The organism is Pseudoduganella rhizocola (assembly GCF_045984285.3).
Classification (GTDB): Bacteria; Pseudomonadota; Gammaproteobacteria; order Burkholderiales; family Burkholderiaceae_D; genus Rugamonas.
The window spans coordinates 21349-38290 of record NZ_JBJQIK030000009.1 but is presented as its reverse complement, the minus strand read 5'-3'; the positions used below and the strand labels follow the sequence as shown (position 1 = coordinate 38290).

The window sequence follows — 16942 nt, the reverse complement described above, 5'->3', positions numbered from 1 at the left end:
AGCCGACATGGATGCGCTGATCTACACAGCAATGAGCGGGGCCGAGCGGGCCCTGCGCGGCCAGCAGGTACACGCCAACAACCTGGCGAACATGGACACCAATGGTTTCCGTGCCAACCTGGAACTGGCGGCCGCCCAGGCGGTGCCGGGCTACGGCTACGACGACCGCCATATGGCCAACCTGCAGGCCAATGCCATCTCCACCAAGCAGGGCGTGCTGAAGGCCACCGGCCGCGAACTGGACGTGGCCGTGTCCGGCCCCGGCTACTTCGCGGTGCAGGGCCCGACCGGCGAGGCCTACACCCGCGCCGGCGGCTTCACGCTGGACGCGGACGGCACGCTGACCGTGAACGGCATGCCGGTGCTGGGCGAAGGCGGCCCGATCACCCTGCCCCAGTACAACAAGATCGAAATCGGCACCGACGGCACCATCTCGATCCAGAGCCCGGGCGGCCTGGGCGAAATGCAGACCATCGACAAGCTGAAGCTGGTGCGCGCCGACGGTCCGGAGCTGACCAAGAACGAAGCGGGCCTGATCGTGACCCGCGACGGCCAGCCGCTGAACGCGGATGCCACGGTGCAGGTGCGCGCCGGCCACCTGGAAGGCAGCAATGTATCGGCGGTGGAGGAAATGATCGCCACCATGAGCCTGAACCGCACCTTCGAAGTGCAGATGAAACTCTTTAAAGCCAGCGACGACATGACCGTGGCCGGCAACCGCCTGCTCGGCGGCTAAGCAAGACAACCATTCGGGAGTAAGCCATGAATCCAGCAATGTGGATCAGCAAGACCGGCGTGCAGGCACAGGATGCCAAGCTGCAGGCCATCGCCAACAACCTGGCCAATGCCAACACCGTGGGCTACAAGAAAGACCGCGTGGTGTTCGAAGACCTGTTCTACTCGGTCGAAGGCCAGCCTGGCGCACAGCGCGCGGACAACAACACGCTGGCGCCGACCGGCGTGCAGCTGGGTAACGGCACCCATGTGGTGGGCACGCAGAAGGTGCACACCACCGGCGGCGTGCAAGTGACCAATAACCAGTACGACGTGATGGTCAACGGCAACGGCTTCCTGCAGGTGCGCCGTCCGAACGGCGAAGCGGGCTACACCCGCGCCGGCCAGCTGGGCGTGGACCAGAACGGCGTGCTGATCAACGCCCAGGGCCTGCCCCTGGTGCCGCAGATCACGGTGCCGAACAATGCCATCGGCGGCAGCCTGACCATCGGCGAGAACGGCACCGTGTCGGTGCTGCTGCAGGGCCAGACCGCGCCGACCGAGCTGGGCCAGCTGACCGTGACCACCTTCATCAATCCGGCCGGCCTGCAGGCCATGGGCGAGAACCTGTTCCAGGAAACGGCCGCCAGCGGCGCGCCGACCGAAGGCCGTCCCGGCGACGCCCAGTTCGGCAAGCTGCGCCAGGGCGCGCTGGAAAGCTCGAACGTGCAGGTGGTGGAAGAGATGGTGGACATGATCGCCGCCCAGCGTACCTACGAAATGAACACCAAGGTGCTGTCGGCGGCCGACAATATGCTGCAGTACCTGGCACAGGCGGCACGCTGATGAAAGCGCAACTGAGCGCAATGGCCGCGCTGCTGCTGGCCGGTTGCGCAAGCCTCAAGCCGGCGCCCGTGACGCCGGGACCGATCGACGAGCCGCCGCAGGTGGCCCGTACCTTTGCGCCGCGCGCCGTGGGCGGCGGCGTCTACCGCGAGGGCGGCCTGTCGCTGACCTCGGACAGCCGCGCCTTCCGCGTCGGCGACGTCGTCACCGTGATCCTGCAGGAGACCACCCAGGCCTCGAAGAGCGCCGGCACCACGGTGAGCAAGGACAACAGCCTGAGCATTGCCCCGCCTTCGCTGCTGGGCAAGACCTTCCCGAAAGGCGGCCTCGACCTGTCGAGCGGCCATTCCTTCGAAGGCGACGCCTCCAGCACCCAGCAGAACGCCCTGTCCGGCGCCATCACCGTGATCGTGCAGGAAGTGCTGCCGAACGGCCTGCTGCGCGTGGCCGGCGAAAAGGCGCTGACCCTGAACCAGGGCGAGGAATTCGTGCGCCTGCGCGGCTTCCTGCGCCCGGCCGATATCGATTCCAGCAACCAGGTGTCCTCGCTGCGCATCGCCAATGCGCGCATTGCCTATTCCGGCAAGGGCACGCTGGCCGAAGCCAACCAGCCGGGCTGGCTGACCCGTTTCTTCCTCGGCCCGCTGATGCCGTTCTGATGCAGGTGCGACCATGAAATTCCGATCCCTCCTCCCTCTCGCGCTGTGCGCCATGGCCCTGCTGGGCGCCGGTCCCGCCGGCGCGGCGCAGGCGCTGCGCAACCTGGTGTCCGTGGAAGGCGTGCGCGACAACCCGCTGGTGGGCTACGGCCTGGTGGTGGGCCTGAACGGCAGCGGCGACTCCACCCAGGTGAAGTTTTCCAGCCAGTCCATCGTCAATATGCTGAAGCAGTTCGGCGTCAAGATGCCGGACGGCGCCGATGCCAAGTCGAAGAACGTGGCCGCCGTCATGGTATCGGCCGTATTCCCGCCCGGCTACCGCCGCGGCCAGCCGATCGACGTCACCGTGTCCTCGCTGGGCGATGCCAAGAGCCTGCGCGGCGGCGCCCTGCTGCTGACCGAGCTGCGCGCGGCCGATAATGAAGTGTATGCCATCGCCCAGGGCAATGTGGTGGTGGGCGGCCTGAGCGCCTCCGGCAAGAGCGGCTCCTCGGTCACGGTGAATACGCCGACCGCCGGCCGCATTCCGAACGGCGCCATCATCGAGCGCGAGATCCCGACCGATTTCGCCACCAATCCCACGGTGCGCCTGTCGCTGCGCCATCCGCAGTTCGAAACGGCCACCAATATCGTCGACAGCATCAACCGCAAGTTCGGCAATATCGCCACCACCATGGACGGCACCAGCGTGGACGTGGTGGCGCCGGAGAACCCGACCCAGCGCGTGGCCTTCATGGCCCGCCTCGAAGCGCTGCCGATCGATGTCGGCGCCGAGAACCCGAAAGTGGTGTTCAATTCACGCACCGGCACCGTGGTGATCGCCGACGGCCTGCGCGTGAAGGCGGCCGCCGTGACCCACGGCTCGCTCAAGGTGGTGATCTCGGAGAGTGCCAAGGTCAGCCAGCCGGCGCCGTTCAGCCAGGGCCAGACCACGGTCACGCCGCAGTCCCAGGTCAGCGTGGACCAGGGCAATGCCCAGATGTTCAAATGGCCGGCCGGCGCCCGCCTGCAGTCCATTATCGACGTGGTCAACAGCCTGGGCGCGACGCCGGATGACATCATGGCCATCCTGCAGGCGCTGGACCAGGCCGGCGCCATCGAAGGCGAACTGGTGGTGATCTGATGAGCGGCGACTTCCTGCCCCTGCCCTCGTCCATCTTGCCGGCCAGCAATACCGGCGCGGACGAGACCATCAAGGCCGCCGCCGCGCCCCAGGACGACCCGGCTTACCGCAAGAAGGCCACCGAAGCGGCGCTCAAGTTCGAGAGCTTCTTCATCGCCCAGATGCTGCACAAGATGCGCGACAGCACCCGCACGCTGGCCGCGGACGACAGCCCGAACAAGAGTTCGGTGCACGACGACATGCTGGACATGGCCGACAACCTGGTGGCCGACCAGCTGGCGAACCGGCGCGCCTTCGGCGTGGCCGATGTGCTGCTGCGGCAACTGCTGCCCCAGCCGGCCGCCGCACCGGCCCAGCCGGTGATCAGCCAGGACAAAAAACTGCCGCCCGCTTAATATTGCGCCGCGGGTGGTCGCCTATTACCGTTAACGGCCCGGCATGGCCTGACAAACGCCGGCCTTTCGCCTCACCAGGAAAAAGAATCGCCCATGAGCAGCCTTATTAATAATGCATTGTCCGGCACCCTCGCAGCGCAGGCCTCGCTGAATACGACCAGCCAGAACATTGCCAATCTGCAAACGAAAGGCTACACCCGCCAGGGTGTGCTGCTGAACTCGATCGCCCCGGCCCAAGGCACCACGGGCGCCGGTTTCGGCGTGAAAGTGAGCGGGCTGCTGCGCTATAGCGATGCTTACAAAACCCAGCAGCTGTGGCGCGCCAACACCGATATGGCCCAGTACACGCAGGCCCAGCCTTACCTGACCCAGCTGGAACAGGTGATGGGCGATGCGACGGCCGGCCTCAGCGTGGGCATCGACAACTTCTTCAAGGCGCTGAACGCGGTGGGCGTGGACCCCACGTCGACCCCGCTGCGCGGCCAGGTGGTGCACACCGCCGAGGCGCTGGCCCAGAACATCAACAGCATTTACCAGCTGACCCGTACCCAGCAGCTGTCCATCGTCCAGCAGCGCGAGTCGGTGGTGCCGCAGTTCAATACCCTGACGGCGACGATTGCCACCCTGAACAAACGCATTACCGAGGCCAGCTCCCTGGGCACCAATCCCTCGGCCCTGATCGATGAGCGCGACCGCGCGATCGACTCGCTGTCCGAACTGGCGGCGCTGGAAGTGATCGAGCAGTCCGACGGCACGGCCACCGTGTCGCTGCGCACCGGGCAGCCGCTGGTGGTGGCGGGCGTGGCCGCCAAGATGGTGGTGGCGACCGGCAGCACGCTGGAAATCAACTTCGGCAACAACAGCTTTGCACTCGACGATACCCGCATGGGCGGCCGCCTGGGCGGCATCGGCAAGATGGAAAAGGAAACCCTGCTGCCGCTGCAGGCCTCCCTGCTCGACCTGGCGGAACAGGTGACCACCATGGTCAACACCCAGCACGCGGCCGGCTTCACGCTGGGCCCGCCTCCGGTGCCGGGCGGCGACATTTTCCAGTTCAATGGCGGCGGCAGCGGCGGCATCATGTCCCTCGTGCCCGGCTTTACCTCGACCGACCTGGCCTTCTCGTCCGATGGCACGCCGGGCGACAGCGGCAACCTGCAGCTGCTGGTGGACCTGAAAAACCAGACGGTGACGCTGGATTCGGTGGGCACCGTGATCCTGGGCGACGCCGATACCCAGCTGGTGGGCAAGCTGGCCGTGGAGAGCAAACAGAACCAGGCGCTGATCAAGACCAGCACCACCATCCGCCAGCAGGCCGAGGACGACTGGGCATCGACCAGCTCGGTCAACAAGGATGAAGAAGCGGTCAACCTGGTCGAGTTCCAGAATATGTATCAGGCCAATATGAAAGTGCTGGCCGTGGCCAATAACCTGTTCGACGCCACGCTGGCGATGTTCAACTAAGGATTAGCAGCATGCGTATCGCCTCCATGCAATTTGCGGCCACGATGAACCGCTCCCTGAGCCTGAATCAGGACCCGCTGGCGCGCCTGACGCAGCAGATGGCGGCCGGCACCCGCATCCTGGTGCCCTCGGACGACCCGATCGGCAATGTCCGCATTTCGCGCCTGCAGCGCGAAGAAGCCATCGTCGGCCAGTACCGCGACAATATCGCCTCCGTGCAGATCCGGCTGAACAAGAGCGAAGCCTTCCTCGACAGCATGATTTCGGACATGAACGAGGCGCGCGACCTGCTGGTCTGGGCTCCGGACACCAGTAATAACGCGGACGACCTGCGCGCCATGGTCAACAGCATGGTATCGCTGCGCGACAGCCTGTTCTATACCTCCAACCAGCGCGACCAGGAAGGCAACTACGCTTTCTCCGGCACCCAGACCGATATGGCGGCCATCGGCTACGACGCTACCCAGCCCCTGGGTTCGCGCTACACCTACCAGGGCAATAACAACAAGCAGGAAGTGGTGGTGGGCAGCGGCGTGACGCAGGATGCGAACGTCGATGTGGAAGGCATGGAACAATACCTGAACCTGCTCGACGTGGCGATCGACGGCCTGGCTACGGCGACCACCAATGGTTCCGAACCTGTGCTGGCCGGCAAGCTGCGCGCCGCGCTGGACGGCACCGATACGGCCCTGGCGCTGATCTCCGCCAAGATCGCGACCCTGGGCGGCGCCGGCAATGTGCTGAAAACGCTGGAAGAAAACCACGCCAACGTCAGCCTGTCGAACCAGACCGCCATCCGCGATATCGGCTCGCTCGATTACGCGGTGGCAGCGACCGAATTGAACGGGTATAGTCTGGCCTTGCAGGCAACGTACAAGTCGTATTCCCAGATTACTGGCCTCTCGCTGTTTAACGTCATCTGACCGCCATGCAAATCGCCCCGCGCTCATCCTCAGGAATCGGTACCGCCGGCCCGGCCACCTCGGCCAGCCAGCTGGACCCGCTCAACCTGGCGGAACAGAGCGACGCCCAGGAAACTGCCGCCGGCTCCGCGCCGGCGCAGCCTTCCGCGCCCTTGCGCCGCGGCCTGAGCAACTGGGACCAGCCCTTGCAGAACGATATCTCCAGCGCCCAACAGGCGGTCGACTTCCTCGAACAGAGTGCAGCCCAGCTGCGCGCCCTGAAATCGGACCTCAGCGCCAAGCTGGCCACGCGCCAGATGCGCGAAGGCCAGGTGGAACAGCGCATCCGCCAGTTCGCCGATACCTGGCGCCAGCGCCAGGAAGCCTCGGGCGGCACGCTGGACAACCGCCTGAACTACAGCACCGAACCGTCGGCGCAGCGCTTCAGCGTACGCGGCATGACCCTGGCCCACCTGCGCAACGGCGGCCGCGAAACCCTGGCGGTGGCGGTCGGCACCGGCCCGCAAAGCCTGCGCTCGGTACACCTGAGCCCCGGCCTGTCGGATGCCGAGATCGTGGCCCGCTTTGACGCCGCCCTGTCGCCGGTTGGCGTGCGCGCCGGCCTGACCCAGCAGGGCGAGCTGCAGTTCTCGACCTCGGAGGCGAACTGGCCGGGCGTGCGCGACGCGATCGCCGTGCAGGGCAGTGGCATCCGCTTCCCGACCGGCCAGCTGAACCGCCTGAAAGCCGAGCCGGAAGCGTCGCCGATTGCACCGGAAGCCTGGGGCACCGCTGATATCGAAGCCATGCGCGCCACCTTGCAGCAGGTGATGCAGGCCCTGTCCCATGTGGAAGCCGCGCTGGCCAAGGTGCGTGCCGAACTGAGCAACGCGTCGGTGCGCGCCGATGCCGCCATGCCGGAGATTGAAACGGCGGGCGTGGACAATCTGGCCGAACAGTTCGCCAATATCGCTGACGAACCCGGCTACCAGTCGCTGCTGGCGCTGACCTCGGCGCTGGTGGGCATCAACCGCGAACGCGTGGTATCCCTGCTCAGCTTGCGCTGAGCCCCCTGCCCTGGCGCGCCAGCGCCGCCACCTGGGCGGCCGGCATCGGCGCCGCCAGCACGAATCCCTGGGCGTAATCGCAGCCTGCCGCCTTCAGCGCGGCCAGCTGCCGCACATTCTCCACACCTTCCGCCACCACCTCCAGCCCCAGCTTGTGCGCCAGCGCCACAATGCCCTCGCACATGGCGTGCTGGCCGGCATCCTGCGGCAGGCCGGCCACCAGGCTGTGGTCGATTTTCAGGAAGTCGATGTCGGCCTGGCTGAGGTCGGCCAGCGCGGCCTGGCCGGTGCCGAAGTCGTCCAGCGCCACCTGCAGGCCCATGGCATGGAAGCGGCGCAGCTGGGCCAGCATGTCCAGGCCCGCCTCGCCCAGCACGGCTTCGCCGATATCGAGCACGATGCTGCGCGGCGGCAGGCCGAGGCCATCCAGGAAAGCGCCCCACTCATCGCAGCAGCCGCCGTCGCGCAGCAGGCTGGGCGAATGGTTGACGCTGACCTGGAAGGGCCGGTCCAGCTCGTGCTGCCAGCGCTGCACCTGCAGCGCCGCCTCGCGGAAGGCCCAGTCGCTGATCTCGCCCATCAGGCCGGCCGTTTCCGCGCTGCCGATGAAATCGCCCGGCGCCAGCAGGCCGCGCTGCGGATGGCGCCAGCGCAGCAGGGCTTCGGCGCGCGCCACCTGGCCGGTGGCCAGCTGCACGATGGGCTGGTAGACCAGCTCGAACTCCTGCTGTGCAACGGCGCGCCGCAGCTCGGCGGCCAGGCGCAGGCGCTGCTGGGCCGCGGCCTGCATGCTGCCGGTGAAATAGCTGTAGCGGTGGCGGCCCGAGTTCTTGGCGGCATACATGGCCTGTTCGGCGTGCCGCACCAGGTCTTCGGGATCGGCCGCGTCCGAAGGATAGAGGGCGATGCCGACGCTGGCCGAGACCATGGCCTTGCCGCCTGCCAGCGGGAAAGGCTGGTTCAGCGCGCCCAGCAGGTGCTGCGCCACGCGTTCGGCCAGGGCGATGTCCTCCAGCCCGCCGATCACGGCCGCGAACTCGTCGCCGCCGGTGCGCGCCAGCGAATCGGAAGCGCGCATGGCCGCGCCCAGCCGCACCGCGGCCTCGGCCAGCAGCACATCGCCCTGGGCCCGGCCCAGCTGCTCGTTGATCAGGCGGAACTGGTCGAGGTCGATGTACAGCAGGGCCAGGTAGTGCTGGCCGCGCCGGCACTTCTTCATTTCCTGGCCCAGGCGGTCGTACAGGATATGGCGGTTAGGCAGTCCGGTCAGGGTATCGAAGCTGGTCTGCTGCCAGGCCATGCCGGCCGGCAGGCCCTGGCTGTCCAGCTCATTGACCAGGGCCAGCGCGCCGAGATAGTTGCCGTGGGCGTCGAAGATGGGATTGGTGTCCAGGCTGGCCCATACCTCATGGCCGGCCCGGTGCAGGAACTTGAACTCGTGGCGCTCGGCCAGGCCCTGCTGGCGGCGCGCGATATTGCGTTCCAGGATGGAGCGCCCTTCGCGGTCCATGAAGCGCACCAGGGGCTGGTCCAGCATCTCCTCGATGCGGTAGCCCAGCATGGCCGCCATGCGCGGGTTGACGAAGCTGGTGCGCGCATGGGCGTCGATTTCCCAGATCCCTTCGCGCGCCATGTGCACGATGCGGCGGAAGCGCTCCTCGCTCTGCTGCAAGGCTGGCAGCCGCCCTTCCGCCGGCTCCACGACCACGCGCACCGCCTGGCCGCCCGCCGCGCCGCTGCCGATCAGCGTGACGGCGCATTCGGTCGCGCCGGGCCGCGCACGCAGCTTGAGCTGGCAGCGCTGCGCCTGTTCGCTGTTCAGCGCATGGCGCATGAAACCGGCGAAGTCCTCATGAAAACGGGGCACCACGAAATCGCGGAAATGGTGGCGGCCGGGCGCCCCGCGCACCAGGCCCAGCAGGCTGGCGGCGAGCACATTGCTCTGCAATACAAGGCTGTCCAGCCCCAGCAGCAGGTAGCCGACCGGCGCCAGCAGATAGAGTTCGTTAAACAGGTCCTGTTCGCGTTCCAGCCGCAGGCGGGCCGGACTCAGGGGCAAATCTTCGGGCAAGGCCATGCTGCGGCTGCCGCCCATGGCGGCCAGCATGGCCTCATGCGGCAGCAGGCCCGCAATGCCGGCGACGCCGGGCGCCAGGCCCTGCAGCAGGTCCGGCGCACGCTGGTCCTTCTCCATAAGCCCTCCGCTGGGGTTAGTGGAACCAGCCTACCATGCACGTTTGGCGATGTCGAGGGAGCAGCCCCAGCGGTGTTCAGCCGTGCTGGTGCGAACGGTTCAGGCGCCGCTCGGCATGGCGCTGCACCGCCTCGAACGCCAGGCTTAGCACCCAGTAAATGGCCGCCGCAGCCATATACAGGGGCAGCGGCTGGAAAGTGGTGGCGATCACTTCCTTGGTGGCAAGCATCAGCTCGGCCATGGTGATGACCGACACCAGCGAGGTGTCCTTGATCAGGCTGATCAGCGTGTTGCTCATGGCCGGCACCGCAATGCGCAGGGCCTGCGGCAGCACGATCCAGCGCAGGGTGGCGCCGTAGCCCATGCCCAGGCTGTAGCTGGCCGACCACTGGCCGCGCGCCACGCTGAGGATGGCGCCGCGCAGGCTTTCCGACAGGTAGGCGCCGGAATTGAGGCTCAGCGCCAGCACGCCCGCCGTGACCGGCGAGAACTCGATGCCCACGCTGGGCAGGCCGTAGTAAATGACGAACAGCTGCACCAGCAGCGGCGTGCCGCGGAACAGGCTCACATAGAAGGCGGCCGGCCAGCGTGCCAGCTTCCAGGGCACGATGCGCAGCACGGCCACGGGGAAACCGATCAGCAGGCCGCCCAGCATGGCCGCCACCGCGTACAGCACCGTATAGCCGGCGCCCTTGAGCATCACCGGGGCGGCCAGCTCCAGCAGTTCCATCCAGTCCATCGCTTACGGCGCCTTGCTGACGTCGATGCCGAACCACTTGACCGAAATCGCGGCCAGGCTGCCGTCGGCCGTGGCTTCGGCCAGGGCCTTGTTGATGGCGGCCTTGAACTCCGGATCGCCCTTGCGGAAGGTAACGGCCGCGCGCTCCACCTTGCCCACGCGGGCGCCGGCCTTGACCGGCAGCTTCGTCGTCTTCAGCAGCCAGGCGGTGATCAGGCTGTCGTTCAGCGCGGCGTCGATGCGGCCGGCGGCCAGGTCGGCCAGGTTTTCCGGCGCGGCCGGATAGCTCTTCACGTCGATGCCGCCCGCGGCGCGCGCCTGCTGCTCATACACGCTGCCCTGCCCCGCGCCCACGCGCTTTCCTTTCAGGTCGGCCAGGCTGCGGTAGTTGCTGTTGTCGTCCTTGCGCAGGATGAGCATGGGCGAGGAATAGGTATAGGGCGTCGAAAAATCGAAGCTCTGCTCGCGCACCGGGTTCACCGTTACCTGCGACACGATCATGTCGTAGCGTTTCGCGGCCAGGCCGGCGAGGATGGCCGGCCACTCGGTGGCCACGAACTGCGCCTTTACGCCCAGCTTTTTCGCCAGCAGGTTCGCCACATCCACGTCGTAGCCCGCCAGCTGGCCCGTTTTCTGGTCCTTGAAATTGAAGGGCGGATAGGTGCCCTCCATGGCCACGGTGACGGTGCCGCGCGCCTTGACGGTGGCCAGCAGGCCGGCCGCCGAAGCGTGCAGGGAGGCGGCAGCCAGCAACAGGCCGGCGGCGAAGCTCAGGACGGGTTTGCGCATGCGGGAATTCCTTCCGGTCAGAAAAAGCGGCGGCGGCCGAAGTTGTGGCCGACTACGAGGGTGGTGCTGGCAATCAGCGGAGACAGGCCCAGCACCAGCTGCACCAGTTTATCGTCGGGCAGCACCCACAGCGAGCCTTTCGGCGGCTCATCCTTGGACACGGCCACGATCAGGGGCGACACCCAATCGGCGTCCGGCGTAACATCGAGGAAAATGGCGCCATCGGCGGTCTGCATATAGATGTCGCCGCCTTCGGCCAGCGTGAAGCGCACGCCATAGCCGGTTTCGTTCTTGCCGACATGCTCCTGCAGGGCGAGGTTATGTTCGGCGATCCACAGTTCGGCGTCGGCCGGCGTTTCCAGCGCCATCCACGGCACGGGGCGGAAACGCGGCGGGGCCGCATCATCGTTATCATCAGGCTGCATAGCGCAGCAGTGTAACCGAAGAAGGAGGGAAGATGAAACTGACGCGTTACGTCTCGGAATTTGAAGAATTCCTCAACAAGTTCAAGGCAGAGCACCCCGGCACCGAGGAAAACCAGCGCCGCGGCTGGAATATCTGGTGGGACCACCGGCTTGACCTGGACGCGGTGGACCGGCAGCGCAAGGACAGCGTGCCGCCGAATCCCTATTACTACAGCTAGCCTTTCCAGCTCCGCTTGAGGCCCGTATCGGCGTGGATCCAGCCGCCGCGCGGGCCTTCGCGGTAATAGAAGCCGACGCCGCCCTGGCGGAAGCTCTTCACCAGTTCGCCCAGCACTTCGGCGTTCAGGTTGGCGATGCGGATATCGGCCGCCTTGCCTTCCATGTGCAGGGACTGGCGCGCGGCCGGCACGCCCTGCTCGATCAGGCGCTTATTGGAGGCCGGCGTGCGGTAGCCGGACAGGATCTCGACCGGGCTGTCGATGCCGTAGCGCGCCACGAAGGCCTGGGTGCCCCACAGGGTTTCCAGCAGCTTGGGATCGATGGGCGCGGTTTCCTTGCCGTTCACGTCGCGCAGCAGGTGGCACAGCTCCTGGTAGGCTGAATCGATCAGCTCGCCATCCCGCCAGTACAGCACCTTGGTCTTCTCCCCGCTCTGCGGGCGGGTGACGGCGATGGTGCGCGGCTTGACCCAGAATTCCAGGTCCAGCATCTGGGCGTCGAACAGGTCCGGCGGCGGCGCAATATCCTGCGCCTTGGCCGAAGTGAAGCCCAGCATCGGCGCGCCGACCAGGGCCAGGGACTGCTGAATGAATGCTCTGCGTGTTGCCATAGAACCATCCCATGATAGCGATAGGGTGAACTATAGCGTATAGCGGAGGGAGTTGAGAAAGCGCTTTAAGTTTGTGGCGCAAATTACTACAGATTTAAGCCTGGCCTAAGCTGCGGCAGCCTCCTCGGCCCGCGGCAGCGCGGCGGCGGGCTGGTCCAGCACCTGGCCCTGCACCAGCGGCCAGATGCCGGCCTGCTCGGCCTGACTGCTGAGGGCCGCGAGGGTTGCGCTGTCCTCGACGCGGCGAAACACGATGCGCGCGCTGGATTCGGCGGCGCACTGCAGCAGCTGCGGCAGCGCCCGGGCATCGCCCAGCTGGCGCGCGTCGACCCGGATCACGTCCGGCCGCACGCGGTCCAGCAGCTGCAGGGCTTCCTGCGCGCTGGCGGCGGCCGCGCCGAAGCGGAAACCGTTGCGGCGGTAATTGTCGGCCACATAGTTGAGCAGCCAGCCCTGCTGCGGCGTCGCCTCCGGCAGCTGCAGCACGATATGTTCAAGCGGCAGGCCCAGCGCATCCAGGATGCGGCGGAAAGCATGGCCATGGTTGCTGCTCACGGCGCCCAGCAGGCGGGCGTGCACGTTCAGGTGCAGGTCCACGCCATCGCTTTCCGGCTGGCGGAAGAAATTAATGGCATGCAGCATGCGGCACAGGCGGTCCAGTTCGATGGATTCATCGTCGCTGGCCGCATGGTCCAGCATGCGCCACAGCGACAGGCCATCATCCTCGCCGCTCGCGCTGCGCGCCAGGCCCTCGGCGGCGATGACGCGCCCGCTGTCCAGCTCGCGCACCGGCTGGAACACGCTGCCCATGGTGCAGTTGAAGAACCGCCCGCGCGCCCTGCCCTGCTGGTCGAGCCAGATGCTGCTGTGGGAATTCTCGCCGGCGCCGAGCCGCGCCAAGTACTGCTGGAGAACGGGGTAAGTCATTGCTGCCTCTGCGGATTGCATCGAAAGCGCCAGACTAAGGCCCGCCCCAAGCTTACGGAACGAATGGTTTCACCGATGCTTATGCGGCGGTGTTATATGCCACGGCTCACATAAACATATTAGAAAAGATTAGTTCTGGTTATAAGCGGCCACCGGTATCGTAGAGGCGTGTTCAATCAGGTGGTGAAACAGCATGTGCCAGCTCCTCGCAGTCAACAGCAGCAAGCCAGCCGACCTCGGCCAGTTCTTCGACGTGTTTGCGGAGCGTGGCGGCCGTACTGACGAGCACAAGGACGGCTGGGGCATCGCCTTCCACAGCGGCAAGCGCTGCCGCCTGTTCACCGACCACCGCGCCTGTGTGGAATCCCCGCTGGCGGCGCGCATCCGCGGCGCCTCGCTGCGGGCGCGCAACATCCTGGCCCACATCCGCAAGGCCACGCAGGGCCGGATCGCGCTGGAAAACAGCCACCCGTTCGCGCGCAAGCTGTGGGGCCAGACCTGGTCCTTCGCGCACAACGGCGACCTGAAGGGTTTCGCCCCGGCAGCGGGCCAGTTCATGCCGCAGGGCGACACCGACAGCGAGGCCGCCTTCTGCCACCTGCTGTCGCGCCTGGCAGAACGCTTTGCGGAAGCGCCGCCGGCTGTCGAGCTGCGCGCCGCACTGGCCGAGCTGTCAGCCGGCATTGCCAGCCACGGCACCTTCAACTTCATCCTCTCGAACGGCGAAACCCTGTACGCCCACTGCTCGACCAAGCTGCACTACCGCCTCGACGGCCGCCAGGCCCTGATCGCGACGGAGCCGGTCGACAGCGAAAGCGGCTGGATCCCCTTCGCCGCCGGCGAACTCAAAGCCTTCGCCACCGGCACCCTCGCCCACTAAGCCAATAACTTAATTGGGGACAGACCCTGATTATGGAAATTAGGGTCCGTCCCCAATTTCCAGCGTTTTGCGAGGCAGATAAATGCGCAAGGATGCGCAGGGCCATGCTTATCTGCTTCCGTCGCAGTCACTTCCGACAGGATCTGCCACTTCTGGGCGAATGGTCACAGGAAAAATTGGGGACAGACCCTAATTATCGAAATTAGGGTCTGTCCCCAATTAAAAAGCAATTAGTTGCTGCTGCAGCTGCAGAAGCGCTTGCGCTTGGTGGCGTCGGGCGGGGAGCCGTCGGCGGTGAGGGATTTCCAGAAGAGGATGGTTTCCACGCCGTAGGGAGAGCGGACATTGCCGTCGGCGGCGTAGCCGAGGCCGGCGAAGAAGGTTTCGGCGGTCGCCGTGCTGTGCAGGAAGAGGCTCTTGATGCCGAGCTCCAGCGCCAGCGCTTCCACCTGCTGCAGCATGGCCTTGCCCGCGCCGTGGCCGCGCGCTTCCGGCAGCAGGTAGCATAGGGCCAGCTTGCCGGCGCTGGTCAGCAGCGACACGCCAACCACCCGCCCTTCGCTGGTGGCAACGAAGGCGTGGTTGGTGGGGGATTCGAACCAGCTGGCCACCATCTGCGGCGTCTTGTTGCCCAGCCATGGCCCCAGAATCGCGGGGTCGTTGCGGTGGTCCGGTACACAGCATTCCGAGATGGACCGGCGCAGCACCTGGCATGCTGCCTCGGCGTCCCCTGCTTCCGCTCTGCGAATTTCAAAACCCATGTGTACTCACAAAATCTGCATTCCAAGGCCGGACTATACAACAAAGCGCGCACAAACGTGGCTCAGGGAATGTCTAAGCATATTACGAAAGATTCTTGGCGATCCGCATCAAAAGAACCCATCATTCGATATCTGTTTTTACTTCAGGAACCGTCATGCCAAATAAGAAAACCGAATTTAGCGCTGCCCGCCGCTCCGCCTCCCGCCTGCTCGCCGCCACCCTCGCCGCCGCTTCGCTGGCCCTGCCCGTGGCGGCATCGGCCAGGGATGTAACGCTGCTGAACGTCTCCTATGACGTCGCGCGCGAACTCTACAAGGAAATCAATCCGGCTTTCGAAGCGGCCTACAAGAAGCAGACCGGCACCGAAGTGAACGTGAAGCAGTCGCATGGCGGCTCCTCCAAACAGGCCCGCTCCGTGGCCGACGGCCTGGAAGCCTCGGTCGTCACCATGAACCAGGCCAATGACATCGACATGCTGGCCGACCGCGGCCTGGTGGTGCAGGACTGGGCCAAGAAGTTCCCGAACAATGCAGCGCCAAGCTATTCGACCATGGTCTACCTGGTGCGCAAGGGCAATCCGAAAGGCATCAAGGACTGGGCCGACCTGGCCAAGCCGGGCGTGCAGGTCGTCATTCCGAACCCGAAAACCGCCGGCAACGGCCGCTATACCTATCTGGCGGCCTGGGGTTCGGTGCTGAAGAAAGGCGGCAACGACGCCCAGGCGCGCGAGCTGGTGACGAAGATCTTCAAGAATGTGCCGGTGCTGGACGGCGGCGGCCGTGCAGCCACCACCACCTTCACCCAGCGCCAGATCGGCGACGTGCTGGTGACGTTCGAGAACGAGGTGCAGCTGGTGCGCGCCGAGTTCGGCGATAACTTCGACATCGTCTACCCGTCCATTTCCATCCTGGCCGAGTCGCCGGTGGCCGTGGTCGACAAGGTGGTCGACAAGAAAGGCATCCGCAAGGAAGCCACCGCCTACCTGAACTTCCTGTACTCCGAACAGGGCCAGGAAATCATCGCCAAGCATTACCTGCGCCCGCGCTCGGCCGCGGTGGCGAAGAAATATGCGGCAACCTTCAAGCCGATCAACCTGTTCACCGTGGACGAGGTGTTCGGCGGCTGGCGCGCAGCCCAGAAGCGCCACTTCGACGACGGCGGCGAGTTCGACAAGATTTTCGCCTCCAAATAAGCAAAATCGCATCGAAAAGGCCGCCATCAGCGGCCTTTTTTTCGTTTACTGTGAAATTTCTGTCGCGAACGGCTGACATGCCTTGGATGAGAAATCACTTTAATGTTATTCTCTAAGCTTGCAAAATATTTCCACACGGCTAGATTCCCATGCTTAAACATTTCGCTGCTGCTGCGTTGATGCTCTCGCTGTCCGCTGCCGCCCTGGCGGACGTGCGCCTTGGTTCCCAATCCGTGCTGGTGGTTGAGGATGGGACCGGCAAGGTATTGCTGGAAAAGAACGCGAATGTCGTGGTGCCGATCGCGTCCCTGACCAAGCTGATGACCGCCATGGTGGTGCTGGATTCCAAGCTGGACATGGATGAAGAGATCAGCATCGACAAGGAAGACGTGGACCTGCTCAAGCACAGCACCTCGCGCGTGCCGGTGGGCGCCACGCTGAGCCGCGGCGAGATCCTCCAGCTGGCCCTGATGTCCTCCGACAACCGCGCCGCCGCTTCGCTGGCCCGCACCTATCCGGGTGGCCCGACTGCCTTCAAGGCTGCCGTCAACGCGAAGATCCGCGCCCTCGGCATGAGCCAGACCCGCATTGCCGAGCCCACCGGCCTGTCGCCGCAGAACACCTCCACGGCCACCGACCTGGTGAAGATGGCCACTGCCGCTGCCGCCTATCCTGAAATCACGCGCCTCACCACCGACACCCGCGAGACCATGAAGATCAAGGGCCGCGCCGTCGAATACCACAACACCAACCGCCTGGTGGGCGCCAAGGGCTGGGACATCGGCCTGTCGAAAACCGGCTATACGGAAGAAGCCGGCCGCTGCCTGATCATGCGCATGACGGCCGCGGGCAAGAACGTTTCCGTGGTGCTGCTGAACGCGAAGGCCAGTTCCGCGCGCCTGATGGATGCGCTGAATATCCGCCGCTTCATTACCGGCGCCGACGAGCCGAAGGTGATGAAGGCAAATGGCCGCAAGAAGGCCAAGGCCTCGAAACCGCGCCGCCGCCGCGCGGCATCGTAAGGAGAAAGGACGC

Annotated in this window: 19 protein-coding genes; 12 read left to right on the top strand and 7 right to left on the bottom strand. The window is 65.6% G+C overall.

The window, feature by feature from the left end:
* Positions 1–7 precede the first annotated feature (7 nt).
* The 8 genes from flgF to ACJRPG_RS18725 all read left to right on the top strand — a co-directional run bounded on the left by flgF (position 8) and on the right by ACJRPG_RS18725 (position 7170).
* On the top strand, positions 8–736 hold the full coding sequence (gene flgF / locus ACJRPG_RS18760; protein WP_408001630.1) for a flagellar basal-body rod protein FlgF: 729 nt from the start codon (positions 8–10) through the stop codon (positions 734–736).
* 26 nt (positions 737–762) lie between these two features.
* Positions 763–1560: a flagellar basal-body rod protein FlgG gene (gene flgG, locus ACJRPG_RS18755; RefSeq protein ID WP_408001629.1), complete on the top strand. Its 798-nt coding sequence runs from the start codon at positions 763–765 to the stop codon at positions 1558–1560.
* On the top strand, positions 1560–2219 hold the full coding sequence (gene flgH, locus ACJRPG_RS18750) for a flagellar basal body L-ring protein FlgH (RefSeq protein WP_408001628.1): 660 nt from the start codon (positions 1560–1562) through the stop codon (positions 2217–2219). Before flgG ends, flgH begins: the two co-directional genes overlap by 1 nt.
* 13 nt (positions 2220–2232) lie before the next feature.
* Positions 2233–3342, top strand: coding sequence for a flagellar basal body P-ring protein FlgI (locus ACJRPG_RS18745; RefSeq protein ID WP_408001627.1), 1110 nt, complete (start codon positions 2233–2235; stop codon positions 3340–3342).
* Positions 3342–3737, top strand: a complete 396-nt coding sequence (locus ACJRPG_RS18740; protein WP_408001626.1) for a flagellar biosynthesis protein FlgJ — start codon at positions 3342–3344, stop codon at positions 3735–3737. The genes ACJRPG_RS18745 and ACJRPG_RS18740 overlap by 1 nt, the downstream gene beginning before the upstream one ends.
* A gap of 93 nt (positions 3738–3830) precedes the next feature.
* A complete protein-coding gene (gene flgK / locus ACJRPG_RS18735) occupies positions 3831–5201 on the top strand; it encodes a flagellar hook-associated protein FlgK (protein ID WP_408001625.1) in 1371 nt (456 codons plus the stop codon).
* An 11-nt stretch (positions 5202–5212) separates the two neighbouring features.
* On the top strand, positions 5213–6124 hold the full coding sequence (gene flgL, locus ACJRPG_RS18730; RefSeq protein WP_408001624.1) for a flagellar hook-associated protein FlgL: 912 nt from the start codon (positions 5213–5215) through the stop codon (positions 6122–6124).
* Between the two features lie 5 nt (positions 6125–6129).
* The gene (locus tag ACJRPG_RS18725) at positions 6130–7170 is read left to right on the top strand and encodes a hypothetical protein (protein ID WP_408001623.1); all 1041 of its coding nucleotides are present in this window, start codon (positions 6130–6132) and stop codon (positions 7168–7170) included.
* On the opposite strand, the gene ACJRPG_RS18720 is transcribed toward ACJRPG_RS18725, so the two are convergent.
* The 4 genes from ACJRPG_RS18720 to ACJRPG_RS18705 form a co-directional block, all read right to left on the bottom strand.
* Positions 7157–9364: a putative bifunctional diguanylate cyclase/phosphodiesterase gene (locus ACJRPG_RS18720; RefSeq protein ID WP_408001622.1), complete on the bottom strand. Its 2208-nt coding sequence runs from the start codon at positions 9362–9364 to the stop codon at positions 7157–7159. The two genes, ACJRPG_RS18725 and ACJRPG_RS18720, sit on opposite strands and share 14 nt — an antisense overlap.
* 76 nt (positions 9365–9440) lie before the next feature.
* Positions 9441–10103 (bottom strand): amino acid ABC transporter permease, encoded by a 663-nt coding sequence (locus ACJRPG_RS18715; protein ID WP_408001621.1) that lies wholly within the window; start codon positions 10101–10103, stop codon positions 9441–9443.
* A gap of 3 nt (positions 10104–10106) precedes the next feature.
* Complete coding sequence (locus ACJRPG_RS18710; RefSeq protein ID WP_408001620.1) at positions 10107–10892, bottom strand: transporter substrate-binding domain-containing protein; 786 nt, start codon at positions 10890–10892, stop codon at positions 10107–10109.
* A 17-nt stretch (positions 10893–10909) separates the two neighbouring features.
* Positions 10910–11317, bottom strand: a complete 408-nt coding sequence (locus ACJRPG_RS18705; protein WP_408001619.1) for a hypothetical protein — start codon at positions 11315–11317, stop codon at positions 10910–10912.
* 32 nt (positions 11318–11349) lie between these two features.
* On the opposite strand from ACJRPG_RS18705, the gene ACJRPG_RS18700 reads away from it, so the two are divergent.
* Complete coding sequence (locus ACJRPG_RS18700; RefSeq protein WP_408001618.1) at positions 11350–11535, top strand: DUF3460 family protein; 186 nt, start codon at positions 11350–11352, stop codon at positions 11533–11535.
* On the opposite strand, the gene ACJRPG_RS18695 is transcribed toward ACJRPG_RS18700, so the two are convergent.
* Both ACJRPG_RS18695 and ACJRPG_RS18690 read right to left on the bottom strand, forming a co-directional pair.
* On the bottom strand, positions 11532–12146 hold the full coding sequence (locus ACJRPG_RS18695; protein ID WP_445322690.1) for a YcbK family protein: 615 nt from the start codon (positions 12144–12146) through the stop codon (positions 11532–11534). The two genes, ACJRPG_RS18700 and ACJRPG_RS18695, sit on opposite strands and share 4 nt — an antisense overlap.
* Before the next feature lie 105 nt (positions 12147–12251).
* Positions 12252–13073 (bottom strand): EAL domain-containing protein, encoded by an 822-nt coding sequence (locus ACJRPG_RS18690; RefSeq protein WP_408001617.1) that lies wholly within the window; start codon positions 13071–13073, stop codon positions 12252–12254.
* A gap of 193 nt (positions 13074–13266) precedes the next feature.
* Between ACJRPG_RS18690 and ACJRPG_RS18685 the strand changes: the two genes are divergently transcribed.
* Positions 13267–13953, top strand: a complete 687-nt coding sequence (locus ACJRPG_RS18685; RefSeq protein ID WP_408001616.1) for a class II glutamine amidotransferase — start codon at positions 13267–13269, stop codon at positions 13951–13953.
* 230 nt (positions 13954–14183) lie between these two features.
* Here the strand turns inward: ACJRPG_RS18685 and ACJRPG_RS18680 are convergent, their stop codons facing one another.
* Entirely contained in the window at positions 14184–14714 is a 531-nt protein-coding gene (locus tag ACJRPG_RS18680) for a GNAT family N-acetyltransferase (RefSeq protein ID WP_408001615.1), read from the bottom strand.
* Between the two features lie 155 nt (positions 14715–14869).
* Here ACJRPG_RS18680 and ACJRPG_RS18675 point away from each other — a divergent pair, with 155 nt between their 5' ends.
* Together ACJRPG_RS18675 and ACJRPG_RS18670 are read left to right on the top strand one after the other, a co-directional pair.
* Complete coding sequence (locus ACJRPG_RS18675; RefSeq protein WP_408001614.1) at positions 14870–15907, top strand: sulfate ABC transporter substrate-binding protein; 1038 nt, start codon at positions 14870–14872, stop codon at positions 15905–15907.
* Positions 15908–16056: 149 nt separating this feature from the next.
* On the top strand, positions 16057–16929 hold the full coding sequence (locus ACJRPG_RS18670) for a serine hydrolase (RefSeq protein WP_408001613.1): 873 nt from the start codon (positions 16057–16059) through the stop codon (positions 16927–16929).
* Positions 16930–16942 lie beyond the last annotated feature (13 nt).